Origin of the sequence: Burkholderia sp. HAN2018, assembly GCF_024704855.1 — a bacterium.
Classification (GTDB): Bacteria; Pseudomonadota; Gammaproteobacteria; order Burkholderiales; family Burkholderiaceae; genus Burkholderia; species Burkholderia cepacia.
Window position 1 is genome coordinate 1 of record NZ_QOBB01000039.1, and the last position, 20183, is coordinate 20183.

Annotated in this window: 28 protein-coding genes; 5 read left to right on the plus strand and 23 right to left on the minus strand. The window is 62.6% G+C overall.

Annotation, left to right across the window (positions count from 1 at the left end; all coding sequences use genetic code 11):
• The first annotated feature begins 277 nt into the window (after positions 1-277).
• From DPV74_RS12570 to DPV74_RS12590, 5 genes are all read left to right on the plus strand, one after another.
• Positions 278-805, plus strand: coding sequence for an IS21 family transposase (locus DPV74_RS12570; RefSeq protein ID WP_119337292.1), 528 nt, complete (start codon positions 278-280; stop codon positions 803-805).
• 82 nt (positions 806-887) lie between these two features.
• Positions 888-1226: a hypothetical protein gene (locus DPV74_RS12575; RefSeq protein ID WP_119337293.1), complete on the plus strand. Its 339-nt coding sequence runs from the start codon at positions 888-890 to the stop codon at positions 1224-1226.
• 82 nt (positions 1227-1308) lie between these two features.
• The gene (locus tag DPV74_RS12580) at positions 1309-1863 is read left to right on the plus strand and encodes a PAAR domain-containing protein (RefSeq protein WP_119337294.1); all 555 of its coding nucleotides are present in this window, start codon (positions 1309-1311) and stop codon (positions 1861-1863) included.
• A 3-nt stretch (positions 1864-1866) separates the two neighbouring features.
• Positions 1867-2487 (plus strand): type VI secretion system amidase effector protein Tae4, encoded by a 621-nt coding sequence (locus tag DPV74_RS12585; protein ID WP_119337295.1) that lies wholly within the window; start codon positions 1867-1869, stop codon positions 2485-2487.
• The gene (locus DPV74_RS12590; protein WP_119337296.1) at positions 2487-2825 is read left to right on the plus strand and encodes a hypothetical protein; all 339 of its coding nucleotides are present in this window, start codon (positions 2487-2489) and stop codon (positions 2823-2825) included. Before DPV74_RS12585 ends, DPV74_RS12590 begins: the two co-directional genes overlap by 1 nt.
• Positions 2826-2867: 42 nt before the next feature.
• Here DPV74_RS12590 and DPV74_RS12595 read toward each other — a convergent pair whose 3' ends face one another.
• The 23 genes from DPV74_RS12595 to DPV74_RS12705 form a co-directional block, all read right to left on the minus strand.
• Positions 2868-3947: a phage late control D family protein gene (locus DPV74_RS12595; protein ID WP_119337297.1), complete on the minus strand. Its 1080-nt coding sequence runs from the start codon at positions 3945-3947 to the stop codon at positions 2868-2870.
• Between the two features lie 4 nt (positions 3948-3951).
• Positions 3952-4458 carry a phage tail protein gene (locus tag DPV74_RS12600; protein ID WP_119337298.1) on the minus strand — a complete coding sequence of 169 codons (507 nt, stop codon included), beginning with the start codon at positions 4456-4458 and terminating at the stop codon, positions 3952-3954.
• 7 nt (positions 4459-4465) lie between these two features.
• Positions 4466-7405, minus strand: coding sequence for a phage tail tape measure protein (locus tag DPV74_RS12605; RefSeq protein WP_119337299.1), 2940 nt, complete (start codon positions 7403-7405; stop codon positions 4466-4468).
• The gene (locus DPV74_RS12610; RefSeq protein WP_119337300.1) at positions 7398-7514 is read right to left on the minus strand and encodes a GpE family phage tail protein; all 117 of its coding nucleotides are present in this window, start codon (positions 7512-7514) and stop codon (positions 7398-7400) included. The genes DPV74_RS12605 and DPV74_RS12610 overlap by 8 nt, the downstream gene beginning before the upstream one ends.
• Before the next feature lie 11 nt (positions 7515-7525).
• Positions 7526-7831: a phage tail assembly protein gene (locus DPV74_RS12615; protein WP_015875774.1), complete on the minus strand. Its 306-nt coding sequence runs from the start codon at positions 7829-7831 to the stop codon at positions 7526-7528.
• A gap of 53 nt (positions 7832-7884) precedes the next feature.
• Positions 7885-8394 (minus strand): phage major tail tube protein, encoded by a 510-nt coding sequence (locus DPV74_RS12620; RefSeq protein ID WP_119337301.1) that lies wholly within the window; start codon positions 8392-8394, stop codon positions 7885-7887.
• 55 nt (positions 8395-8449) lie between these two features.
• The gene (locus DPV74_RS12625) at positions 8450-9637 is read right to left on the minus strand and encodes a phage tail sheath protein (RefSeq protein WP_119337302.1); all 1188 of its coding nucleotides are present in this window, start codon (positions 9635-9637) and stop codon (positions 8450-8452) included.
• Between the two features lie 67 nt (positions 9638-9704).
• Positions 9705-10109 carry a hypothetical protein gene (locus tag DPV74_RS12630; RefSeq protein ID WP_240439966.1) on the minus strand — a complete coding sequence of 135 codons (405 nt, stop codon included), beginning with the start codon at positions 10107-10109 and terminating at the stop codon, positions 9705-9707.
• Entirely contained in the window at positions 10088-10498 is a 411-nt protein-coding gene (locus tag DPV74_RS12635) for a tail fiber assembly protein (RefSeq protein WP_240439967.1), read from the minus strand. Before DPV74_RS12635 ends, DPV74_RS12630 begins: the two co-directional genes overlap by 22 nt.
• Positions 10499-10509: 11 nt before the next feature.
• A complete protein-coding gene (locus DPV74_RS12640) occupies positions 10510-13884 on the minus strand; it encodes a phage tail protein (protein WP_119337305.1) in 3375 nt (1124 codons plus the stop codon).
• Between the two features lie 2 nt (positions 13885-13886).
• Positions 13887-14432, minus strand: a complete 546-nt coding sequence (locus DPV74_RS12645) for a phage tail protein I (protein WP_015875768.1) — start codon at positions 14430-14432, stop codon at positions 13887-13889.
• Complete coding sequence (locus tag DPV74_RS12650; protein ID WP_119337306.1) at positions 14422-15330, minus strand: baseplate J/gp47 family protein; 909 nt, start codon at positions 15328-15330, stop codon at positions 14422-14424. Before DPV74_RS12650 ends, DPV74_RS12645 begins: the two co-directional genes overlap by 11 nt.
• Positions 15327-15701 (minus strand): GPW/gp25 family protein, encoded by a 375-nt coding sequence (locus DPV74_RS12655; RefSeq protein ID WP_119337307.1) that lies wholly within the window; start codon positions 15699-15701, stop codon positions 15327-15329. The genes DPV74_RS12650 and DPV74_RS12655 overlap by 4 nt, the downstream gene beginning before the upstream one ends.
• On the minus strand, positions 15701-16417 hold the full coding sequence (locus tag DPV74_RS12660) for a phage baseplate assembly protein V (RefSeq protein WP_119337308.1): 717 nt from the start codon (positions 16415-16417) through the stop codon (positions 15701-15703). Before DPV74_RS12660 ends, DPV74_RS12655 begins: the two co-directional genes overlap by 1 nt.
• A 132-nt stretch (positions 16418-16549) precedes the next feature.
• Positions 16550-17023 (minus strand): phage virion morphogenesis protein, encoded by a 474-nt coding sequence (locus DPV74_RS12665; protein ID WP_119337309.1) that lies wholly within the window; start codon positions 17021-17023, stop codon positions 16550-16552.
• Positions 17020-17496, minus strand: a complete 477-nt coding sequence (locus tag DPV74_RS12670) for a phage tail protein (RefSeq protein WP_119337310.1) — start codon at positions 17494-17496, stop codon at positions 17020-17022. Before DPV74_RS12670 ends, DPV74_RS12665 begins: the two co-directional genes overlap by 4 nt.
• On the minus strand, positions 17493-17735 hold the full coding sequence (gene lysC, locus DPV74_RS12675; protein ID WP_240439968.1) for an Rz1-like lysis system protein LysC: 243 nt from the start codon (positions 17733-17735) through the stop codon (positions 17493-17495). Before lysC ends, DPV74_RS12670 begins: the two co-directional genes overlap by 4 nt.
• A complete protein-coding gene (locus DPV74_RS12680; protein WP_119337312.1) occupies positions 17623-18063 on the minus strand; it encodes a protein lysB in 441 nt (146 codons plus the stop codon). The genes lysC and DPV74_RS12680 overlap by 113 nt, the downstream gene beginning before the upstream one ends.
• Positions 18060-18509: a D-Ala-D-Ala carboxypeptidase family metallohydrolase gene (locus tag DPV74_RS12685; protein WP_119337313.1), complete on the minus strand. Its 450-nt coding sequence runs from the start codon at positions 18507-18509 to the stop codon at positions 18060-18062. The genes DPV74_RS12680 and DPV74_RS12685 overlap by 4 nt, the downstream gene beginning before the upstream one ends.
• A gap of 35 nt (positions 18510-18544) precedes the next feature.
• Complete coding sequence (locus DPV74_RS12690; RefSeq protein ID WP_119337314.1) at positions 18545-18949, minus strand: phage holin family protein; 405 nt, start codon at positions 18947-18949, stop codon at positions 18545-18547.
• On the minus strand, positions 18937-19302 hold the full coding sequence (locus DPV74_RS12695) for a hypothetical protein (RefSeq protein WP_240439969.1): 366 nt from the start codon (positions 19300-19302) through the stop codon (positions 18937-18939). Before DPV74_RS12695 ends, DPV74_RS12690 begins: the two co-directional genes overlap by 13 nt.
• 85 nt (positions 19303-19387) lie before the next feature.
• Positions 19388-19594, minus strand: coding sequence for a tail protein X (locus DPV74_RS12700; protein ID WP_027812682.1), 207 nt, complete (start codon positions 19592-19594; stop codon positions 19388-19390).
• The gene (locus DPV74_RS12705) at positions 19594-20175 is read right to left on the minus strand and encodes a head completion/stabilization protein (protein WP_240439970.1); all 582 of its coding nucleotides are present in this window, start codon (positions 20173-20175) and stop codon (positions 19594-19596) included. Before DPV74_RS12705 ends, DPV74_RS12700 begins: the two co-directional genes overlap by 1 nt.
• Positions 20176-20183 lie beyond the last annotated feature (8 nt).

A 20183-nucleotide genomic window follows, 5' to 3' on the forward strand; every position in this document is an offset into this window, starting at 1 on the left:
CCAGCTCGCGCATCGTCATCGTGATCCACTCCGTTGCAGCCATCGCAGCCTCCGGCGCCGGACACCCGGCGGCCGGACAGCTTACGCGGCACGAAAGCGGACATTTCCATGTAGCCAAAAGCGGACATTTCCATCTAGCTACTACAACACAAACCACCGATAATTCACGTTATGTAAAGTCGGACTGCTAGCAAAACCGGTACTTCTGTCAGGTTGAAGGAAACTGTTTGTAAACATACTTACAATCGCTTACACAGTTTCGCTTCCCGCAACGCCTATGAATGCCGCCGCCTGCCGTCACGGCGCGCTAGACGATTTTCTCGCGCTCACCGACGGCCTGTCCATCGCACGAATCGCGCAAACCCTCCGCTGCTGCACCCGTACCGTCCGGAACTACGTCGCCGGTCGCTCGCCGATCCCGTGGCACCGTATCGAAGTCTTGCGCCTGTTGGCGCTCGAATCTAACCGCGACGCACACGCCGCAACGGCGCCCGGCGCGCGCGTCGACGCGCCATCGCTGGTCCGCGCGAACATCGAGCCGGACCCGGCCGCCCCGGACGTGCCGCCCGATGAAATGCTGGCATGGGTCGGTGTTCACGCGCCGCACTACCTGTCGAGCCAACGCAGCCTCACGCACTACATTCGCGGGTGGAACGTGGTCGACAAAATCCGCCGAGCCAAGAGCGAAGGCACGTTCGCGGCCGTGCTCGCCAAGTGGCGCACGCTCGCGCTGGATCTGCCTCGCGCGTGGCGATCCGGCCCCCTATGGTCCGGCGTCGGGCCGCCAGCCTACGTTCCCCCATAAACGGCGACCAACGGGCCATAACGTTGACATTGGCCGACACGCACCGAATACTGTATGTTCATACAGTGTTTTTTTGAGCATCATGAAGTGCGACGACGACTCGAACGTCTGGGAATTCTTCAATGAGCGCGCCGCGATCATGACCTTTGACGCCGGGATACCGAGGCACGACGCAGATTTTCGCGCGATGGTTCGCACACGCCTGTACTTCGATCCGCGCGGTGTCGCCATGCCGTTTGGCGGTTATTTCTCGTGCTTTTGGAACACCGAATTCGGCTGGAACGACAACGATGGAACGGTCGTTGTGTTCCCTTGCGCCGTTGCCCTGCATTCCATGTGGTTCGCGGCGCAGGACGACGCCGACCGCTCCGGGCGCGTCTACACGTGGCTGTTGCGCCCCCCTGACGATCCGGATTGGTAGAATCCCGTCGAATCATCCGAACAAAAACTGAGAGAGGCCGACGCGCACCGCGCCGAGCCGCATATTTCGAGAGGCACAAAGCATGTTGCGAAAAATCGCAGTCGTCGGCGATACGTTGTCGACCGGCGGCACCGTCCTGCCACACGGCGGCCCACCCATCACAATCAACGGGCATCAGGTCGCGTTGATCGGCGGCCCGGCCTTCTGCGTCGTCTGCAAAGCAACCGGCGTCATCGCGAAATCAGGCGGCCCATATCGCATGAGTATGTCGGGAGAGTCTGCGCTCGATCAGGACATTGTGCTGTGCGGATGCCCGAGGCCACCGAAAATTATTGCCGCGCTCGGCGGTGAATCATGGTGCGACGACATGATCGAAGGGCACGGCAAGGTGATATCGAGCCTGACCGCCACGGGCGGCGTCGCAGCGGTCAAGAAAGGCGCTTTCGATGAGCAAGTGAAGGCGACCGAGCATCAGGTGGAAGGCTTGCCGTACTACATCGAAACGGCCGACGGCCGCGTGCATTTCGGCCGCCTGGACGCGAGCGGGACATTGCCACGCGTCTACACCGGGGACGATCCGGGCTCCTACACCGTTCATTGGGGCGACGACGCGCTCGCCAAGCACCACGGGGAATGATCGATGCCGCACACGAAACCGACCAAGATCGACACGAATACACAGACGGGCTCGCAAAAAGAAATCCCCGTGAAGGCGATCACATTCAAAGAGCTTTGGGACGCCTACCCCTCCGGCAACCCGTACGACAATCCGGACTACTCGAACCAGTGCGCCATTCGCATGAGCGTGACCTTGCATCGGGTCGGCGTCGGCATGAAGTCGTTTTCACAGAAAACGGTCAAGCCCATGTCCGGATCACCGACCATCGGCCGAATCATGCTCGATGGAAAGCCGACAGCAACGCGTGCGGATGAACTCGGCGAATGGTTGCAACATCAGCCCTTCGCGGGACTGCCGAAAGCCGAAAACATCACCGGCGCCGATTGGGAATCCAAGGTGAAGGGGCGCACCGGCATAATCCAGTTCTCGCGCTACTGGACACGCGAAGGCGAAGCCGCCGGGAACGCGAGCGGCGGGCACATCGATTTGTGGAATGGCTCGCGCCTGACAGTGAGCAGCGCACCTGATGCTGTCGCAACGTTTAGCCGGGTGCTCGGGTTTCAGGCGTTCGCACCCGGAACGTCGTTCGGGTGGTCTGACCTTCGGAATTCGAAGCAAATTCTTTTCTGGGAAATCAAATAATGCGGCGTCTATTGGGAACGATCGGATTCGCGATTGCGGGGCTCGTGAGCGTGATCGCGTGGTCTGCGGTCGATTCTCGCCTATGCACGGTCATCAAAAATTGGTGTACGCCACCGGCCGGGACGTGCGGCGGCGGCGTCGACGCATGCGCCGCAACGACACACGCCACAATGGATCTGTTCGTGTACTTGTTCGGCCCGCCGATCCTGTTCGCTGCGCTCGGTTTTTTCGTGTTCGCCCGTCGCCGACCATCGCGTATCGTCGTCGCGTACCTTGTCGGCGCAGTGATCACGCAATGGGTACTGTGGTTCATCGGCGTTCGGCTTCTGCATATCTGACCCGATCCAGCCCAACAAAAAAGCCCGCACGTGCGGGCCTTTCTATTTTCCTCCCTTCCGGAAGTGCGTTCGGTGCCGATCTGTCGTCGGATCGTCGCGCATCTCCATTTCGAGCGATGACGTGAATCCGCCATTACCGTCGATCCGGGACACGACGCGCTTCACGAGCCACGGTGTCGCATCGATATCAGGTTTGAAGCCCTTCGCGTTGACGGTCATTTCCGGGTAAACGTCGGCACGACCGAGCGCCAGCGTCATATTGAACGTAGCCTGCCCGCGCTGCGTACGCGCATATTCTGCCTTCGCTGCCGCTTCCGCATCAGCGCGCGAACCGTAGATTTCCGGCAGTAGCTTCGTGCTGCGGTTGTTTTCGCCGCCGACGATCACGGACTCTTGCTTGCCCTTCTTCGACGTGTGCCAACGCGCACGCACCGACGTATAGCTTTCGCGTTGCGACACGTGATAGCGGTACGAATCCCCTTTTGCCTTCCGGATTTCGAGCGTGGGCAGGGGCTTACCGCTCGCGCTCGTGCCCGCCCCGATCGGCATAAACAGCAGCCGCCCATCCTTGACCGTCATCACCGCGTCGTACCGCTTCGCGAGCCGGGTCAAAAATGACATGTCGCTTTCGCTCGTCTGGTCGATATGCGCGATCCTGACCTTGGCGAGCGCGTCGCCGAGCGCGGGTGTCAACTTGTGCCGAACGGCGATCGTCTTGACGATATCGCCGATCGTCTGGCCGTGCCAGCTTTTGTCGCGCCGCTCGTGCATGGCATCCGTCATTGACGCCGAACGCGCGCTGACTGTGATCTGATCGGGTGCGCCGTGGAATTCGAATTCATCGATCGTGAACGTGCCTTTGTCGACGAGCGTTTCGCCCTCCCACCCGATCGACAGCTTCAGTTCGGCGCCGCGCTTCGGCAATTCCAGATCGCCGCGCGAGTCGTCCAACACGAGATTGAGCGAATCCGCTTCGTCGGCGCGTGACTCGCTCAACGTGAGATAGACCAGATATGGCGCAATCGTGCGTGACAGGTCGCGCCCGTCGAGGGTAATGCGGTAGTCAGCGTATGGGACGAGTCGTCGCGTCGGCAGCTTGGCCGTTTGCACAAAATCCGCCATCGCCCTACCCCTTCTTCGCTTTCGGCTTCTTCGGCTTGACGTAGGGCGGCGTCGCCCCGGCCGGTGCCTTGTCGAGCGATCCAGTCGTCGGCTCGCTCGTCGCGGCGCCGCCGTCAACCGACGCCGCGAGTGCGCGATCGTCCACGCGCGTGATCGTCAGCGTGAATTCGATTTTCTGCGGCACACCGAGGACCGTGAAATACGAGTGCGTTTCGTGTAGCTCGTCTATCACGTATGCACCGTAGACGATGCCGCGCCCATCCACCAGCACGTACGCATCGCCCGTGTTCGCCATCTCGGAAATCAGGTCCATCGAGATAGGCGAGCCGAGCACCCCCGTTGCGATCATGCCTTGCATCGTAAACGTGTCGTCGCCCGGCCCCGCGAACTGACGCGCATCGCGCGCGCCGACGCGCGAATTGCTCGCGAACTTCCACGTGCGGCGACGCTGCATTTCGCTAAACGGCGCCGTGAGTGTGCCGAAAACGAACTGTCCGAGAGAAAGCAGCATGGCGGCCTCAGTCGGACAGACGCGAGCTGACGCGACGACGATCCTCGCGTTCGACCTGATCAATCACGCGGCGCACGGCCGCCTCGAATTCCTTCACGTTGTCACCATTCGCTACGTTGATCGTGATGTAGTAATTCCGCGTTCCACTATCGACGGGCGCCGACGGCGCCGCGCTCGCGGCCGACAGCGGCGGCCGGGTGTCGATCAGCGGTCGCATTTCCAACGGCGACGGCGCAGCGTTCGCCGTCAGCGCACCGAACGTGATCGACGCGGCCCCGGCGAGCCGGGCAGCGGCACCGGCCACGCTCGCGCGCTCACCCTCGATCCCTTGTGCCGCGCCCTGCCCGATGAACCCGCCGAGCGATGCGAAAACGCGGCTCGGGCTATGTATGCCAAGCTTTTCCTTGAACCAGCCAATTGCGGCCTCACCGACGTTGTGCAGCGCCGTGCGAATCGCGTTCATGCCGCCCGTGATGCCGTTCACGAGCCCGTCTACGATGTTGCCGCCGATTTCGATAAAGCGCGCCGCGATCCCCGACATATAGGACATGATGCTGTCCCAGTGCTTAATCACCAGACCGAGCACCGTCCAGTTCATGAAGTAATCGAGAATCGCACCGCCAGCCCCGAGCGCCTTTTCCTTGACCCACTCCCATGCTGCGCCGGTCGCCGCCTTGATGTCGTCCCAATGGCGCACGATCGCGCCGACGATCGTCCAATTCAAGAAGAAGTCTGCGACAGCCTGCGCGGCACGCAGCACCCCGGATTTGATCAGTTCCCAGATCGCCAGCGTGATCGCCTTCAGATCGCTCCAGTGATCGACAACGAAGCCGACCACGGTCCAATTCATCAAGTAGTCAACGACCCACCCGCCGACGGTCTGCACCGTCCGTTTGATGCCGTCCCACACCTTCGCGAAGAAGGCCGAGATTGGTTTCCAGTATCGATAGATGAGGTACGCCGCCCCGGCGATCACGCCGACGATGGCCGTAATCGCAAGGCCGATCGGATTCATCAGCAGCAGGCGGCCGACCGCGAAAATCATGCCTCCGAATGCGCGGAATGCCCCACCTACCCGAGCAAGTGCGCCGCCTACGCGGCTGAGTGCCCCACTCGCAATTCCCCCCTGGACCCCGAGCATTGACATGCCGTATCTCACGATCGCTAGGGGGCCAATCAACGCCGCGAGCCCGATCGTCAGCGAGCCACCGACTACGAGCACCGCGCCGAGTGCAGCGAAACCGATCGCCAGTGCGCGCGCCGTACCTGCGTTCCGCTCGGTCCACCCGCTCACGCGCTCAATAAGGCTGGCCGTCAGTTCGAGTCCGCGGTTGTACAGCGGCAAGATTTTCGACCCAAGCTGTTCCTCTAGAATCGCCTTCTTCGACAACGCGTCGATTTCCTTGCCTTGCGGCAACGTCTGGCCGACGTTGAACCCCTGATCGATATCGTAAGCGTGTTCGTTCAGTGCAACGCTCTTATGAATTGCCTTGCGTTGCAGGAACATCGTGGCAAACAGATTCGAGGCGCGACGGTTCGTAAAAATCGAACTGATCGCACTGAGAACGTCGCGCTCCTTCGTGATGCCCTTCTTCTCAAACTGCGGGAGCAGGGTCTGTTCCAACCACTCGAACGGCGACGACTTGAACTGATCGGTGTTCAGCAGCGCACCATCGGCGAACGCCTTCACGAGCCCGGTTTTCTTGTTCCATTCGACCTTCTTTTTATCGAGCAAGCCGAGCGACATGAGTTTGCGCGTCGCGCGCACGGTCGTGCGACCTTCGATCAGGTTCTGATAGCCTGACATGACCGCACTACCGACAGAGTCTCCGCCCATTTCCTGAATAAGCGGCTCCATCTGGTAATAGAACGCATCGGAACGCATCAGCTTGGCGGCCGTGCCGCCCGTCTTGATGAACTCCTGCCACTGATCACCACCGACGCGCCCGCCGGTCGCAGTGATGACCTTCTGCACCATGTTCGCTTCGCGCTTGAACGTTGCGGGGTCGTTCATGCCCCCGCGCTGTTCGATCGCCTTCAACATGTTGATGAACTTCTGTTCGTTCTCCGCCCCCTGTTCAGCGCCGAACAGTGCATCGTTCGCGAACTTCATTTTCTGAAGCGTCGGATGCACTTCTTCGGCGTGGTGCTCGTCGTTCAAGATCGTCATGGCGTCACGCATCAGCATGAGACTTTCCGTTGTGCTGACACCATACGACTTGTTCTTGCGCGCGAACTCGATCGCCTTTTTCGTATCGTGGTCGCCCGTGCCGAGCGCCTGAATTCTCACCTCTTCGAGCTTCGAGTGCTTCGACTCATCGAGCACCGAACGAACGCCGCCAAGCACACGGCCACCGACGGCGCGCGTCGCGTACCCGCCGACAGCCATTTCGGCCGCCGCCCCACGCGCGGCTTGATAACGATCGCGAGCAGGCGCGAGCGCAGCACGCCGACCGTGCACGGCCTGCAACCGGCGCCCCTGTTCCGCGATGGTCGCGTTCGTTTTCTCCATGCTGGACTGCAACGATTTCTCGTATGCCGTCAGCGTTTGCGTACCCCGTCCGGCCTGCTGCATGCGCGCGTTCAGTTCGCCAAGCCGGGTACGCTGCTTCTCCTGCTGCTGCGTGAGCGTGACAACGGACGCAGACGCCCGCCGCATCGCGTTCTGCATGCGTACTGTGGGATTTTCTGTCGCCTTGATCTGCGCTTGCAGTCCGGCGAATTTCTCCTGCGCCGCTTTCAGCTTCGTGGCGGTCTGCCCCATTTCGGTACGGACGGCCTTGACTGCGTCGACGGTCTTCTGTTGCTTCTGCAGTTCGGAAAGCTGCTTCTTCGTGTCGGCGAGCGCACGCGACAGGCTCTTGCTACCAGCGAGCGTTTGGCGAAGCGGGCGCGTCAGTCGATCGACCATATCGAACACGACGCGCAGTTTCAGTTCGTTATTCATTTCGTTCGTTTCGCACCCGCGCCCGCTCGCGCCATTCCATCAGTTCAGAGACAGTCATCTGGTCCATGACGGCGGGCGTCCACCCGAACACCGCCGCCACGTCTGCCATAGCGTTTTCTACTACGTCGGGGAGCCCATGCTTGCTCGCATGGCTTTCGTCATAAAAAAACCGCTCACGATCCCGGCCAGTTGCAGTAGGTCAGCCGGGTCGAGCTTGGAGACGTCGGCTTCGGTCAGCGTCGGCGTGGTGATACGTGGAAGCACCTTGTGCAGCGCAGACACGTCGAGGTTCACGAGATCGGACAGCGACACGCCGCGCAGTTCGCCGGACCCCGGCTTGCGCAGCGTGATCGCCTTGATTTCGTTGTCGCCCTGACGAATCGGTTGATCGAGCGTATGGGTGTTTTCAGTGTTCAGTTCTTTCATTTTCGTTTCTCAGTGTGGTGAGTGTTGGAGTGCGGTCACGCCGCACGTTGCGCTTAGACGCCGATGATCTTGCGAACCTGCGTGAGCGCATCCTTGCCGCCCACCAGTTCGATGAAGTTCTGTGCGTCGATTTCGATCACGGTTTCGCCGTTGATGGACAGCTTGTAGTAAGCCAGCGCCATCGTTGCCTTGGTCGTGGTGTCGTCGCCCGCTTTCGCGTTGCCGAAATCCACTTCGGAGTAACGGCCGCGTGCGACGATTTCGACTGCGGTCCACTCGTTGTCGCTGTCGTTCTTGTAGGCACCAGCGAAGCGCAGCATCACGCCATCGACGGACGGGGTACCCCACTGGTTCAGCATGTTCTTGTCGATCCCGCCGAGTGACCACTCCAGTTCCATCGCCTCCGGCCCGAAATCGTATTTCACCGGCGCCACCATGCCGCCGCCGCGCCATTCCTCCATCTTGCGCGTGAGCTTCGGCAACGTCAGTTCCGCCGTCTGCCCGATGTACGACACGCCGTTGAGAAACACGTTGAAGTGCTTCAGTTTGGACGGCATACCCATTTTTCTATCCTCCCTTCCCTATGTCTGGCCCGGACGACGTGTCCAGGCGGGTGCGTTACGCGTTGACCTGCGACGCGAAATCGGCCAGATACTGATCGGTAATCTTCTGGATTAGCGTGAGGTTTTCCAACGGCGGCGTCGGCGTGTAGTCGTAATTGATCGCCGCCTTACCGTCTTTCAGCGCCACGACGCCGTTCTGTTCGGCGTCGAACCACGCCGAGCCGCCAATCAAGCGGCCCTTGGTCACCAGCTCACGCATCTTTGCGTTGATGGTCTCGACCACGTCGCGCGGCAGCGCCGGAACCATCACTCCATCGATCACGACCATCTGCGCTTCGGCCACCGTATCGGCCAGCACCTGCGCCGTGCGGGTGGAGCTTTCGAACGCAAACAGCGGATCGTCGGACGCCGTGCGCGAGCCCCAGAATCGGAAGCCGTTACGGTTGATCAACGTCGTGACCTGATTCTCGTTGAGGAAACCCGCATCGGTCGCGGGATTCTGCAAATCCCACGAAACCAGCTTGCTAATCCCTTCGACGCCGTTCACGGCGACGTTCGAGAGCGTTTTGTTCCAGCCGATTTGTTGATCGATCTTTGCGCGCAGGCCGACTGCATACGCAACGGCGGGCACTTCAACCTCTTTCGACGCGGCGTCGTCCCATGCAACGAAATCCGGCCAGATCACCATCACTTCGCGTTGACCGAACTTTTTCCGGTAGGCCACCGCCTCCTCCTGCGTGGCGACCAGTTCCCCCGTCTCGTTGCGAGCGGCGACGTACGCCATCGCACGCAGCAGTTGCCCGGTGGATGCCAGCGCGTTCGCAACCGGCTGCGTATCGAGCCCCGGGACAGCCAGAATCCGCGGCTTCACCTGCACCACGGATGGAGCCGATTCGAGCGCCTTGAGCCCGGTTTTCGTGCCGTCTGCGTTCACGGTGCCGACAATGTTCGACGTGGTTTCCGCCGAATCCTTGCCTTGCGGGACGCGCACCACGACGGTGTACGGCCGAGACTGTTTCTGGATCGCGTCGAGCGTCGTGTACAGCGTGCCCTTTCGGCCCGCCTTACCAAGCGCGGCCTGCACGTTCGTGAGCAGCACCGGCTTGTTCAGCGGGAACGTAATCGGGTCCGCATCGTCGCCGGTACAGACGACACCGATAACGGCCGTCGAGATCGTGGTGATCGGACGAACGCCGGTGTTATCTTCGACGACGGTTACGCCGTGGTGATAGTCCTGCGCCATGATTGTTCTACTCCCTTGATATTGGATCGACGCGGCCCGGATCTGGATCGCGCGTCATCGGTTGCGGTCAGTCGGCGATGATTTCGGCGCCCGAAAACGCGTAGCGGTTCGGCGCGTACTGCTTCAACGTGGCGTCGCCGTCTTCGCCTTCCGGCACCGGCGCGACCAACGCCGCTTCTACGTACGCCTTCGGGTCTTTCCCGGCCTTCGGGACGCCCTCGACACTCAGCATCGAGTTTGCAAGTGGCGTGCGGTTCGCACGGCGAGCCGCGTCGTCGTAGAAACTCGACATCTGCACCGACGTACTGTTGGCCGCGTAATTGATCGTCACCGAGTCGATACGGTGAATGCTCGCCGGTGCGCCCGACAGTTCGACGGTGATTGTTTTCTTGAGGGTCATTGCTGGAATCTCCGATAAAGGTTCAGAAAATGGTTCGACAACGTTCCGGCTCAGACAGGCGAAACCGGCCATACAACATTCAGAGGGAACCCGGCCTGCTGCGGCACGTCACGCAATGCAGCGCGGTACTTTCGAAGTGCCGCTTCGCGTTCGGTGTCGCCAGCATCCGCAGCCTGTTCGACCAACGGATCGACCTGCGCAAGGAGCGCATCGCGCTCGCTCCGCGTACGCGCGGCGGCGTCGATCAGTTCGAATTCCGATTCGAACTCCGGCCACCAATTCAACAGATCGTCCGGGGTCGGCTGCGGAATGTCTCGCGGGTACCAGATCGGCACCCACGCCGATTTCGTTTGCTCGTATGACTTTTCATCGACAGGGTGCGCGACCCAATAATCCTTGCAGCGAACAAGCTGCGGGAATTTCTTCGACAGGATGAAAGCCGCTTGCTCGACGTGCAGCATGAAATTTTTCGTCATTGGTTCCTCAGCACTACGCCGTAGACCACAATCGCATTTGCAGTCCCGTTGCCCGGGCCGCTCAATCCACAAACGACCCACGGCGCCGGCAGTGCGCCATTGAGGCGATCGACGGTGCCGAAGTTGTTCACACCGGAGTCCCATTGCACGCGCGCACCGGCACCGGCTCGCGCATTGATGTTCCCCCAGATATCGTCGATTTCTTCACCGAGCCAGCGACCGCGCCATCCAAGGCGCAGATTCCCGTCTGTCCTGAGCGTTTCTTGACCACGCATGTACATGGTTCCCCAATCGTCAACAGACCACGTGACTGCGTTGTATGCACTGTTGATGATTTCCATGCCGCCGCCGTCACGTGCGCGCAGGTAAGTCCACGCGTCTTGACCCGGCTTGTTGTTGCGCAGGCCGATGTCTGCCTGCCAACCGTCACGATTCAGAGTGGGCCGGTTATAGAAACGCGAAAGCGCAGTGACATGGATGTTGGAGTTGAAGTGAACACGGTTGTCGTCGTTGTAGACAACGATGACGTTCGACTGCCAGTTGCCGTCAGCCTTCATGGTTGCCCATGCCGAATAGCTGCCGCTATAGCTGCTGTTCATCGTGCCGTGAAACCACGCCTGCGCCGTGCCGTCGGCACGAGCGACCACGAAGCCGCGCGCGTCCGTGTTGTTCGGTTGCTTGACGCGCAGATCGCCGGTCATAGTGTCACCGGCCTTGTTCACCTTCGAATTCGGGTCGAAATTGCCGGTGTCATACGGTACGGCTCCGCCCGCCCATGTCGGGCGCTTCGAGAACGAAACAACCTGCGTGCCCCGGGCAATGTCCAGCACCCTAGATTGCGTGGTGCCGTCGTCGGCCCATGCCGTCATTGCGAAATCGTCGGTGTCGGTTTTGCCGATCGCGAATCGCGTCTTGGCGCCGTTTTTGAAATAGATCGTCGCCCACGACGCACCACCATCGACAGCGTATCCGCGTCCGCGCACGAGCCCTTCCGCGTTGAGAATCGAGCCGTCGTCAGTCGCCCCGCCCACCAGCACGCGGCCGCCACTCGGCATCAGGTACATGTTCCCGGCGGCATAGCCCGCACCGCGCGAAACGGTCAGAACGTTCTGCGAAGCAGAGTACGCATCGTTTACCGTGCGGATGCCAAAGCCGCCGCCACCGTCGTGCAATAGCTCCCATTGCTTCTGGTCAGTCGCACCACCTTCACGGCGCAGGATGATCGACGTTTGGCCCGCCCCGGAACCGTTCGATGCAACCAGAGCGCCGACGCTGTTCGTGCCCCTTACCGTGCCCGCGACTTGCAGGAGATCGCCGCCGTTGTCGTTGGCGGTGCCAATCAGGACACGACCGGACGGCATCACGCGAAGGCGTGCGGCATTGCCCGCAATCAGATCGCAATAACCGTTCGCGTTCTCCGACCCGACAGTAGCGTTACCTGCCGTGCGGAAGTATCCGTAATTCGCGTCAGCCGATACCCATGCTGTAACCGAGCCTGCGCCGCCAGAAAATGACGTGCCATAGGTGCGGCTATTACCGCCAACTTGCAGCCGATTCGATCCGTCGTCATCGAGCCCGCCCAGCGTCATCCGACCGCCCGGAAAGAAGCGGGCCGCTTCGGTCTTGCCCGCAATCAGTTGCAGGACACCGGCAGCGCCTTCACTGCCGATCGAGACGTGGCCGTTCGAGCGGAAGTAGGCCCAATCGCTACCACAGTTGGCCCAAGCAGTAGTCTTGCCCTCGCCGAACCGATGCAAACCGCGCGTGGTCGCGTTGCCCGCTACCTGCAACATGCTGCCGTCGTCGGCTGGCTGACCGATCAGGACGCGATTATTTTGATAGTTGCCATCGACGGCAAGAAACCGCATGGTTTCTCGCCCGTTGTTCGTGACCGCAAACACGCCATCCGCGATGTGGAAAAAGCCCGTGTCCGGTGCGCCGTCGTTCACGAACGAATAGCCGGGTCGCGTCACAGTGCCTTCGGCGGCCAGAATCTGCCCGGACATGGTGATCCCGGTGGATTGCGCCGGGTTCGGCAGATTCCCCGCGTGCCACACCTCGCTCCCACTGCCGACGACCAGATTCTTCTTCGTGAAATCGAATGCGAACATCGCACCCGTGGACGGAAGGTAGAACCCGGCCTGCGCCGTATTGCCGAAGAAGTAGCCGCCGCTCGCGCCGACAAGCATGCGCCCTTCGTTTTCGCCATTGCGGATGTTCAACATGCCTTTGACGTTCAACTGGCCGCCGACGTACGTCCCGGCGCCTGTGTCATCCAGCGACAAGACACCCGTAGCCATATTGATCGTGAACGGCCGATACGCGTTCCACGATGCGCCCGAATCGCTGTTATTGGTCAGCAGCACATAGAAATTCGAGCCGTCATTGCGCAGCAGCACATCGCGACCGTTCCGCAGTCGGAGATTGGCGCCGCCCGCGTCGAGCCCCGACGACGAAATGCCGCCAGTGAACGCGCCGTCGCCGCCGACCTGAAACGCGGTCTTTCCATCATCTTCGCGATTGCCTACGACGACTCGGCCGCCGTGAGTGATCCGCATGGCGCGAACCTGATTCGCGTCGCTGCTGGAATCGTTCGGCGTGCGGTTAATCCAGAAGTCCAGGTATTCCCGGCCCCACGTCCCGGCGTCGTATCCGCTACGGATCGTCGCGACGAGCCGGGCATTGGTGTCCGTCGTGCCCGCCGCAAACGTGCCGTGAAAACGCAGCTTCGCGTCGCGGTTCAGCGCCCCAGACGATGCCGCGATTGCAAGCTGCGCGTCCTGATCGGTCGGCGCCGACGTCACGCTCACCGGCCCGATGAACTTCGGGCGAATCAGCGGCGCATACCATGCGGCAGCGGTCTTAGGCGTGAGCGCGCGCAACGAGTCTTTGCCGTCGTTGACCTCCTCCTGTGTCGCCAGTTCGATGACGCCCTGCACCGTTTCCGATGCAGGCGGATTCAAGAACGACGCGTCGCCGAAAACGAGTTTCGCCGCGTCGATCGACACAAACTGCATGTCGGATGACAGCATCAGATACGCGGCCGGTGACTTCTCCATGATCGGGGTACTTTGCACGTACACCGCCGCGAGCACGCCGTTTTCCAGATAGAGCCCATACCCGTACAACGAGTATTGATCGCTCGTCGTGTCTTGGATCGTGACGTGGATCGTGTCTTTCGCAACGTTTTTCCCGCCGAACGTGTTCACGCGCTTGCGCTCGTTCGGCATCACCGTCATGGCCGGGTCGAACACGAATGCGGCCGAGCACAGACCGATTTCAGTCACGCGATGCTCGTTCGTCCCCGTGTTGCCTTGCGCCACCAGCGCAGCGCGCCCGGCATCGGTTACTCGAATGAAATTCCCTGCCATGTTCATTGTTCCGTCAACGTCAGACGACGATAGAGCGCGGCCTGTCCGCCAGCGCCGACACCGATCGAGCCACTAAGAGCAAACCCCTGCGTGAAGGTGTAGTGGGCGCGCACGGGCTTCGCGCGATCTACTTCCGCGAGAATGTCGGCGATATACGATGCGGTCGGCGGGTTGCCGTCCTGCGCCGCGACCGTCATCACCATGTCAAAGGTGTACGGCTTGCCGGGCGGGTCTTGCTCGAACCATTCGCGCATTGCGATGTTTCCGCCGAAGCTTTCGACCACCTCGCGGACAGCCGCGGCCGTGCCGTTCTTTCGCGCGATCGGGATAGCGGCTTTCACGCGGGCGCGCTTGATGCGCTCGGGCCAGTCGTCTTTCCATGTGACGACGCCCAAGTGCCACGCGAGCCACGGCAGCAGATCGAGCCGGATCGTGTCCGGGTTCATCAGGTCGCGAATCGGCACCGGCACTTCACCAAGCCGCGCATTCGCGGCCGCGATCGCGCGCAGCAGCGGCGACGCGTTCGGCGGCAGCAGATCACCCGCCATAAACGCCTCCCGGGGTGATCTTGACCGCCCGGCAATACGGCGCCTGCGTGGCGGAAATCTCAACGTCAGCGGTCGGCGCGTTCAGCTTCACGCGCTCGACACCGTTCACATGCAACGCAGCGTAGATGCCGGACAGCGTGACCTCGCGGCCGATACGATGGGTTTCAGCGACGTAGGCCGCGAGCTTCGCGGCAGCCTCTTTCAATACGACACCCGAATCCGGCCCGGGGAACGTGAACAGCACCGCATCGACCTCGTATCCGATGATCGACGCACCACGCACCGTCACCTTGTCAGTGAGGGGGCGCACGTCGTCCGCACGAAGCGCCGCCGTCACGGCGTCGATTACCTCTTTGGACGGAGTGCCGTTGCCGTCGCGCGACAGGACGGTCACCAGCACTTCACCGGGGGCCGGACTCGTCGCCGATGCGTCGAGCACCGAACCATGCGCCGCGAGCGCGTGCGAGCGGTATGCGCCCTCTGGACCGGCGACGGAATACCCTTGCGGCGCCAACTGCGTGCGATAGCGCAAATCGCTGTTGCCTTCCATCACCGCCGGGGTACCGGCTTCCGGATCTGCGGGAGTGATTTCCAGGCGCTTGACGCCGAGCAGCGCGGCCAGTTGATCCAGATCGCCGTCCATAGCGAACGCCAGCATGACCGCACGCGCGGCGTCGTTCACGCGTTGCCGCAGGTACATTTCGCGATACACGCTTTCTTGCAACATGATCGTAATCGGTTCCGATTCCAGTTCGAGCGCTGCCGCCACTTCCGCGCGACGGTCGTCCGGTACGAGCGAAAGCAATCCGGCCTTACGCTCCGCAAGCATTGCCTCAAAATCGATTTCCTCGACAACATCAGGAGCGGGCAGGCGCGACAGATCGATGGGGGTACTCATGCGCCAATGCCCTCGACCGAAACCGACGTGCGGAAGTCAACAGAAGCGCCGCGTACCGTCGTATAGCCTTCGACGATGACCGGCAACGTCCCGGACGCGAATTCGCCCGACGTGATCGCGTCCTGATCGATCGAGACACGCGTGAGCGTCAGCCGAGGCTCCCAGCGCATCAGCGCGGTTGCGACGGAGGCATACACTTGTGTGAGCACCCCTTGATTGCCCGGTGCGTCGATCTGGTCCGGCAGGTCCGAGCCAAACAGGCGCCGCTTCACGCGCGTGCGCAACGGCGTCGAAAAGATGATGGCGACCGACTGGCGCAGGTGGTCCACGCCTTCAACGTATCGCCCGGTCTGTGCGTTCATGCCGATCATCACGCCCCCGCGATCGGTGAGGAAGTACGGGAAAACTCGCCCCGCGCATCGTGCGGGTGACGCACGAGGCTTACACCGCTTGCGGTAACGTCGCCCGTAAAATCGGCCGAGCCGTGAATTTTCATGACCGCGCCCGAACCGCCCTCGCCTGCCTGACCAGTTGCGCCACTCAGGAACGTGAATGGCCCTTCGACCGTGAGCGCGCCCTTGCACGTCGTTTGCTGCGCGTCGAGCGTGACGGTTTGGGCCTTGACCGTCGCATCCTGCGTTTCGATCAGCACCGAGGCAGGCGCGGCGAAATGGATCGTGGCGCCCGCAGGCAACGCAACTGTGAGCGCGTGACTCGCGTCGTCGTAGACGATCCGGCCGCCGTCGGCGAACACGATCATGTGCTCGCTCGGGCTCGTGCTCGGTGCGGGATGGTCGTCGGAATACTCGGCGCCGGACACCACGCCTTGCGACGGATCGCCGCCGGGGCAGTCGATCACCACTGGCTCGCCGATGCTCGGTGCGCTCCATGTACGGACCTTGCCCGCACGCGCGGCCTTCCACGGAAGCCAGTTCGTCGTGAGCCCTTCGCCGTCGGTGTCGGGGTCGCCGACCGCAACGCGGCACCGGGGCGCGGTCGGGTCGGCCAGATCGACCGCGACCACGCGGCCACGCAAAATCCCGTTCCGCTGTTGTCGCTGCGCTTCGTTAGCCTGTGCCTGTCCCACGTGTGCCCCACCGCTGAATCATTCGATACGCCATCGTGCCGCGCGCGCGATCGACGGGCGAGCGACGACGCCACGGCTCAGGCCGGGTACAAAATCAGCGAGGAAAAAGCGACGGACGCGTGCGACGGCGCGTCAGCGGGGGGAAAGGTGTTTGAGGTAGTGGTCGCGGATCATGCCGCGCTCGGGCTCAGTGAAGCCGAGCAGCACGCGACGGGGATACCGGTATTCCGGCCCGCCCGGCGCAACCGGGGCGCGCTCGCCGTGTTGGTGGACGGCGGCAATCTGCGCGACGCGCCCGGCGAATCCAACCGTGCCGCCGTCGGCCGTCGCCGCGACCGTCATAAACCGCGTCGTGCGCAGCTTCATGAACATAGCCTGCCGCCTGATCCGGCCCGCACCGGCACGCGCAGGCGGGCGCTTGCCCGACGCACGCTTTCGCGGTTCGAATGGCGTTCCGTCCGGGTTCGTTTGCTTCGCGATGCGGGCCGCCTGACTGCGCCGCAGATCGCGCACGATGGCGCGCAGTACGCCACGCCGTTGCGCGGGCGTGAGCTTCGCGAGCAGTTCGCCCACCCACGAATCGAGTGCGGTTAGATCGTCCGTCACCGTTTGCGCGCCACGAGGATGGTTTCAACGGGGTCGACCAGCCATGCGGCCGAGTCTACATCGACGTTACCGGGCGCGCTATCGTCCACGGACGCATACGACCGGGTACCGTCCGGCGCCACCGTCACGACGACGTTTTCGGTCAGGGGGACGCGGACCGACAGATCGACGGCGCCATTGTTGAGCACGTCCGCTTCGAACGTGATGCCGTTCTGCCGCGTATCCGGGTTCTGCACGATATCCGGCTGATTGCGCTTCGCCCACTCGACAATATCGCCCATCAGGGCGAACGTCGACCCGGCGAAATCGAGCAGCACGATACGCGCCACGTAGCGAATCACGTACGACTGCGCGCGCGACGCGTTCGATTCGGTCACACCTTCGTCAACGAACACAAGCAGACGATCGGGGTTTTCGGGCAAGTAAGCAACGGCACCCGTGATCGCGGCACGCAACGAATCGAGCTTTTTCACCGTGCACCGTCCGGATCTGCGACCGTAGCCGCGCGCTCGGCGCGCGCCTGGCAGTAGGCAATCGCATCGACTGTCGCCGCGCATTGCGCCCACGCGGCCTTCGTCATCAGCAGCGCCGCATTCATGTCACGGTTCGTTTGGGGCGCCATCGCAGGCAACGCGCACCGCGTCACCGGCTGGCACGCGTTGAAGGTAATCACAGGCGCCGGTGAGATCGGGGCTTGCTTGCAGGCGGGCAACGTCAGCAGGCAGGACAGTATCAGCCCATGCGCGAGATTCGGGCGTTTCATTGAGGATTCTCCGGGTTGCGGCTTCGATGCGCGCCTGCGCCGCGCTGATCTGCGTGCGCGTCGTATCGAGCCGCCGTTGTAGTTCAGCGTTCGACTGCACATTCGCTTCCAGTCGCGCAATCGTCTGATCGCGTGCCGTCACCTGATCGCGCGCAGCGCGTGCGGCTTGCTGTGCGTCCGCAACGTCCGCACGGAGTGATTGGACGTAGCGAACGCCCCCCCATGCGGCGAGCGCAGCCGCACCGACCGCCAGCAGCTTCGCGACAAGCGGACTCATGCGCCCACCGTGTACGACGCCGATTCGCCGCTGAAATGAGCGGTCAGCACCTGCCGACGCGGTTTCACGCCGTCGGCCGCGAGGCCGATATGCACCCACCGGCCACCCTCGTGAATGAGCTGATCGAACGCGAGATTCGACGCCGCCAGCTTGCGCACGACGTCGAGCGGTGCGCCGAACTTCGGGCACACGAAATCGGCCGCGAGCCCGGCAAGGTGCGCGCTACTGGCGACGCCGCCCACCGCGCGATTCAGTGCCGGGCAACGATAGCCCGACGTGATCTGCATCGGCTTGCCGCCGAGCAGCACGCGAGCCTGTTCCAGCGTCTGCGCCAGACGCCGCAAGTTTTCGACCGTCGCGGCCGACGGCGTGTTGTCGATCTGCCGCGTGCGCGCTACGTCGCTCGCCGTCAATTCTTCCAGCGTGAAATGGTCCGTCAACTGCATAGAGCCTCCCTGATTGCCTGCGTGCGGAGCGCGCCTTATCGGCCCGCGTCTGCCCCGCGATCCACTTCGCGCAACGCGCGGTCGAGCGCCCGATCGAGCACCCGCGAACCGCCATACCCGGCGAGCGTGATCACGCCCGCCTCAAGCACGGCCTGAAAATTCATCCATTCGGACGCGAAGAACGCCAGCAGCCCGGCCACCAGCGACACCACCAGATCCTTGGCGATTTCCAGCCCGATCGAGCGAACCGGCGCCGCATCGGCCGCAAGCTTCTGCAACGTGCTCGCGAGCCCGCCAATGAACGACAGGAACAGGCACAGCGTCACGGCCGCGAGCGGGATGCTCGACAGATCGTCGCCGAACGTGACCGTTGCAGCCCACGCCGACGGCGGCCACACCACCGCCAGCCAGACCCACCGATACCGAATCAGGTTTTGCACGCAGCCCTCCGATGACGTTTTTCGAATTGATCGTGGAACGCCAGCACCAGACTGGTAACGGCCATTCCGACATACAGCAGATAAGCGCCCCACGCATTGCCGAGGATCGGCGCAAACACGAAGGGCGGCACGAGATAGCAGAACGCCGCGCCGACATAAAGCCCGTGGCGATGCCGCACGAGCCACACGCACGCGCACCGTCGCGGCAGGACGCCGTTCAGCAACACGTCGGCGACCTGCACCATTGCGATGCCGATCATGGCAAGCGTCAGGATTGCGCCGGGCAAACCCTCCCGCCGCATCATCATGTCCGCGAGCGCGTACGGCGCCGACACGCTGCGCGTGACGACCACGAGCGCGAGCACTGCATACAGCGCGCGGAACGCGACAGCGCGCGCGCCGTGATCTTGAAAACTGGGGTCTTTTCGCATACGAACCTCAATCGAATAGCTGAACCAGCGGCGCCGTTCCCGCGATCCCCGTCGGGTCCGGCATTTCGACTTCGAACCCGAGCGGAAGAAACAGGCCGATATCGGCCAATCCCGGGTTCGCCTCTAGCACCGCCTCGACCACGCCATCGGTGCGGCCGTACCAACGCCAGCAGAGCGCGTCGACGGTTTCGTTTTGTTGTGCGCGTACCTTCATCAGATCAGGTCCACCGTGACGCGCTGGCGGCGCATGATGTCCGAGACGGCCCAATACGCATCACGCCGCGCGTCTTCCGGCAAGCAATCCAGCGCCTCCGCCCGACGCGCGCCACTGGCTGACGTGTCGTAACCGCGATAGCGCTCAACCAGCCACGCGAGCGCCCACGCGTACACGGCCCGGCGAAAACGCGACACCTGCACGTTCACGCCGTCCACTTCGCCGCTCAGGGTCGCCGCCAGATCGGCCGCGCCTTCGCGCTCGCGATCGGCGCGCCACGCGGCAAGCACGTCCCGGGTGTGCGCGATGCCTTCGACCACCGCATCGCGAAATCGCGCATCGGTGATCGTGCCGTCTTGCAGGCGCATCACTTCACGGGCGACGCGCAGATCGATTTCGGGAAACCATCCATCGCCCGGGATGACCGAGGCGACGGCAGGATCGGCCGGTTTCGGCGCGGTCGCGGCCGGGACAGGTGCGGTCGAAACGAAATCGTTCATCGCGGCACCGCTTCGGGGTGGCGGTGGACGCGTGCCGCTTGGCAAGGCGCAATGCCTGCCGCCCGGCACGCGTGCCGCCACGTCGCGAG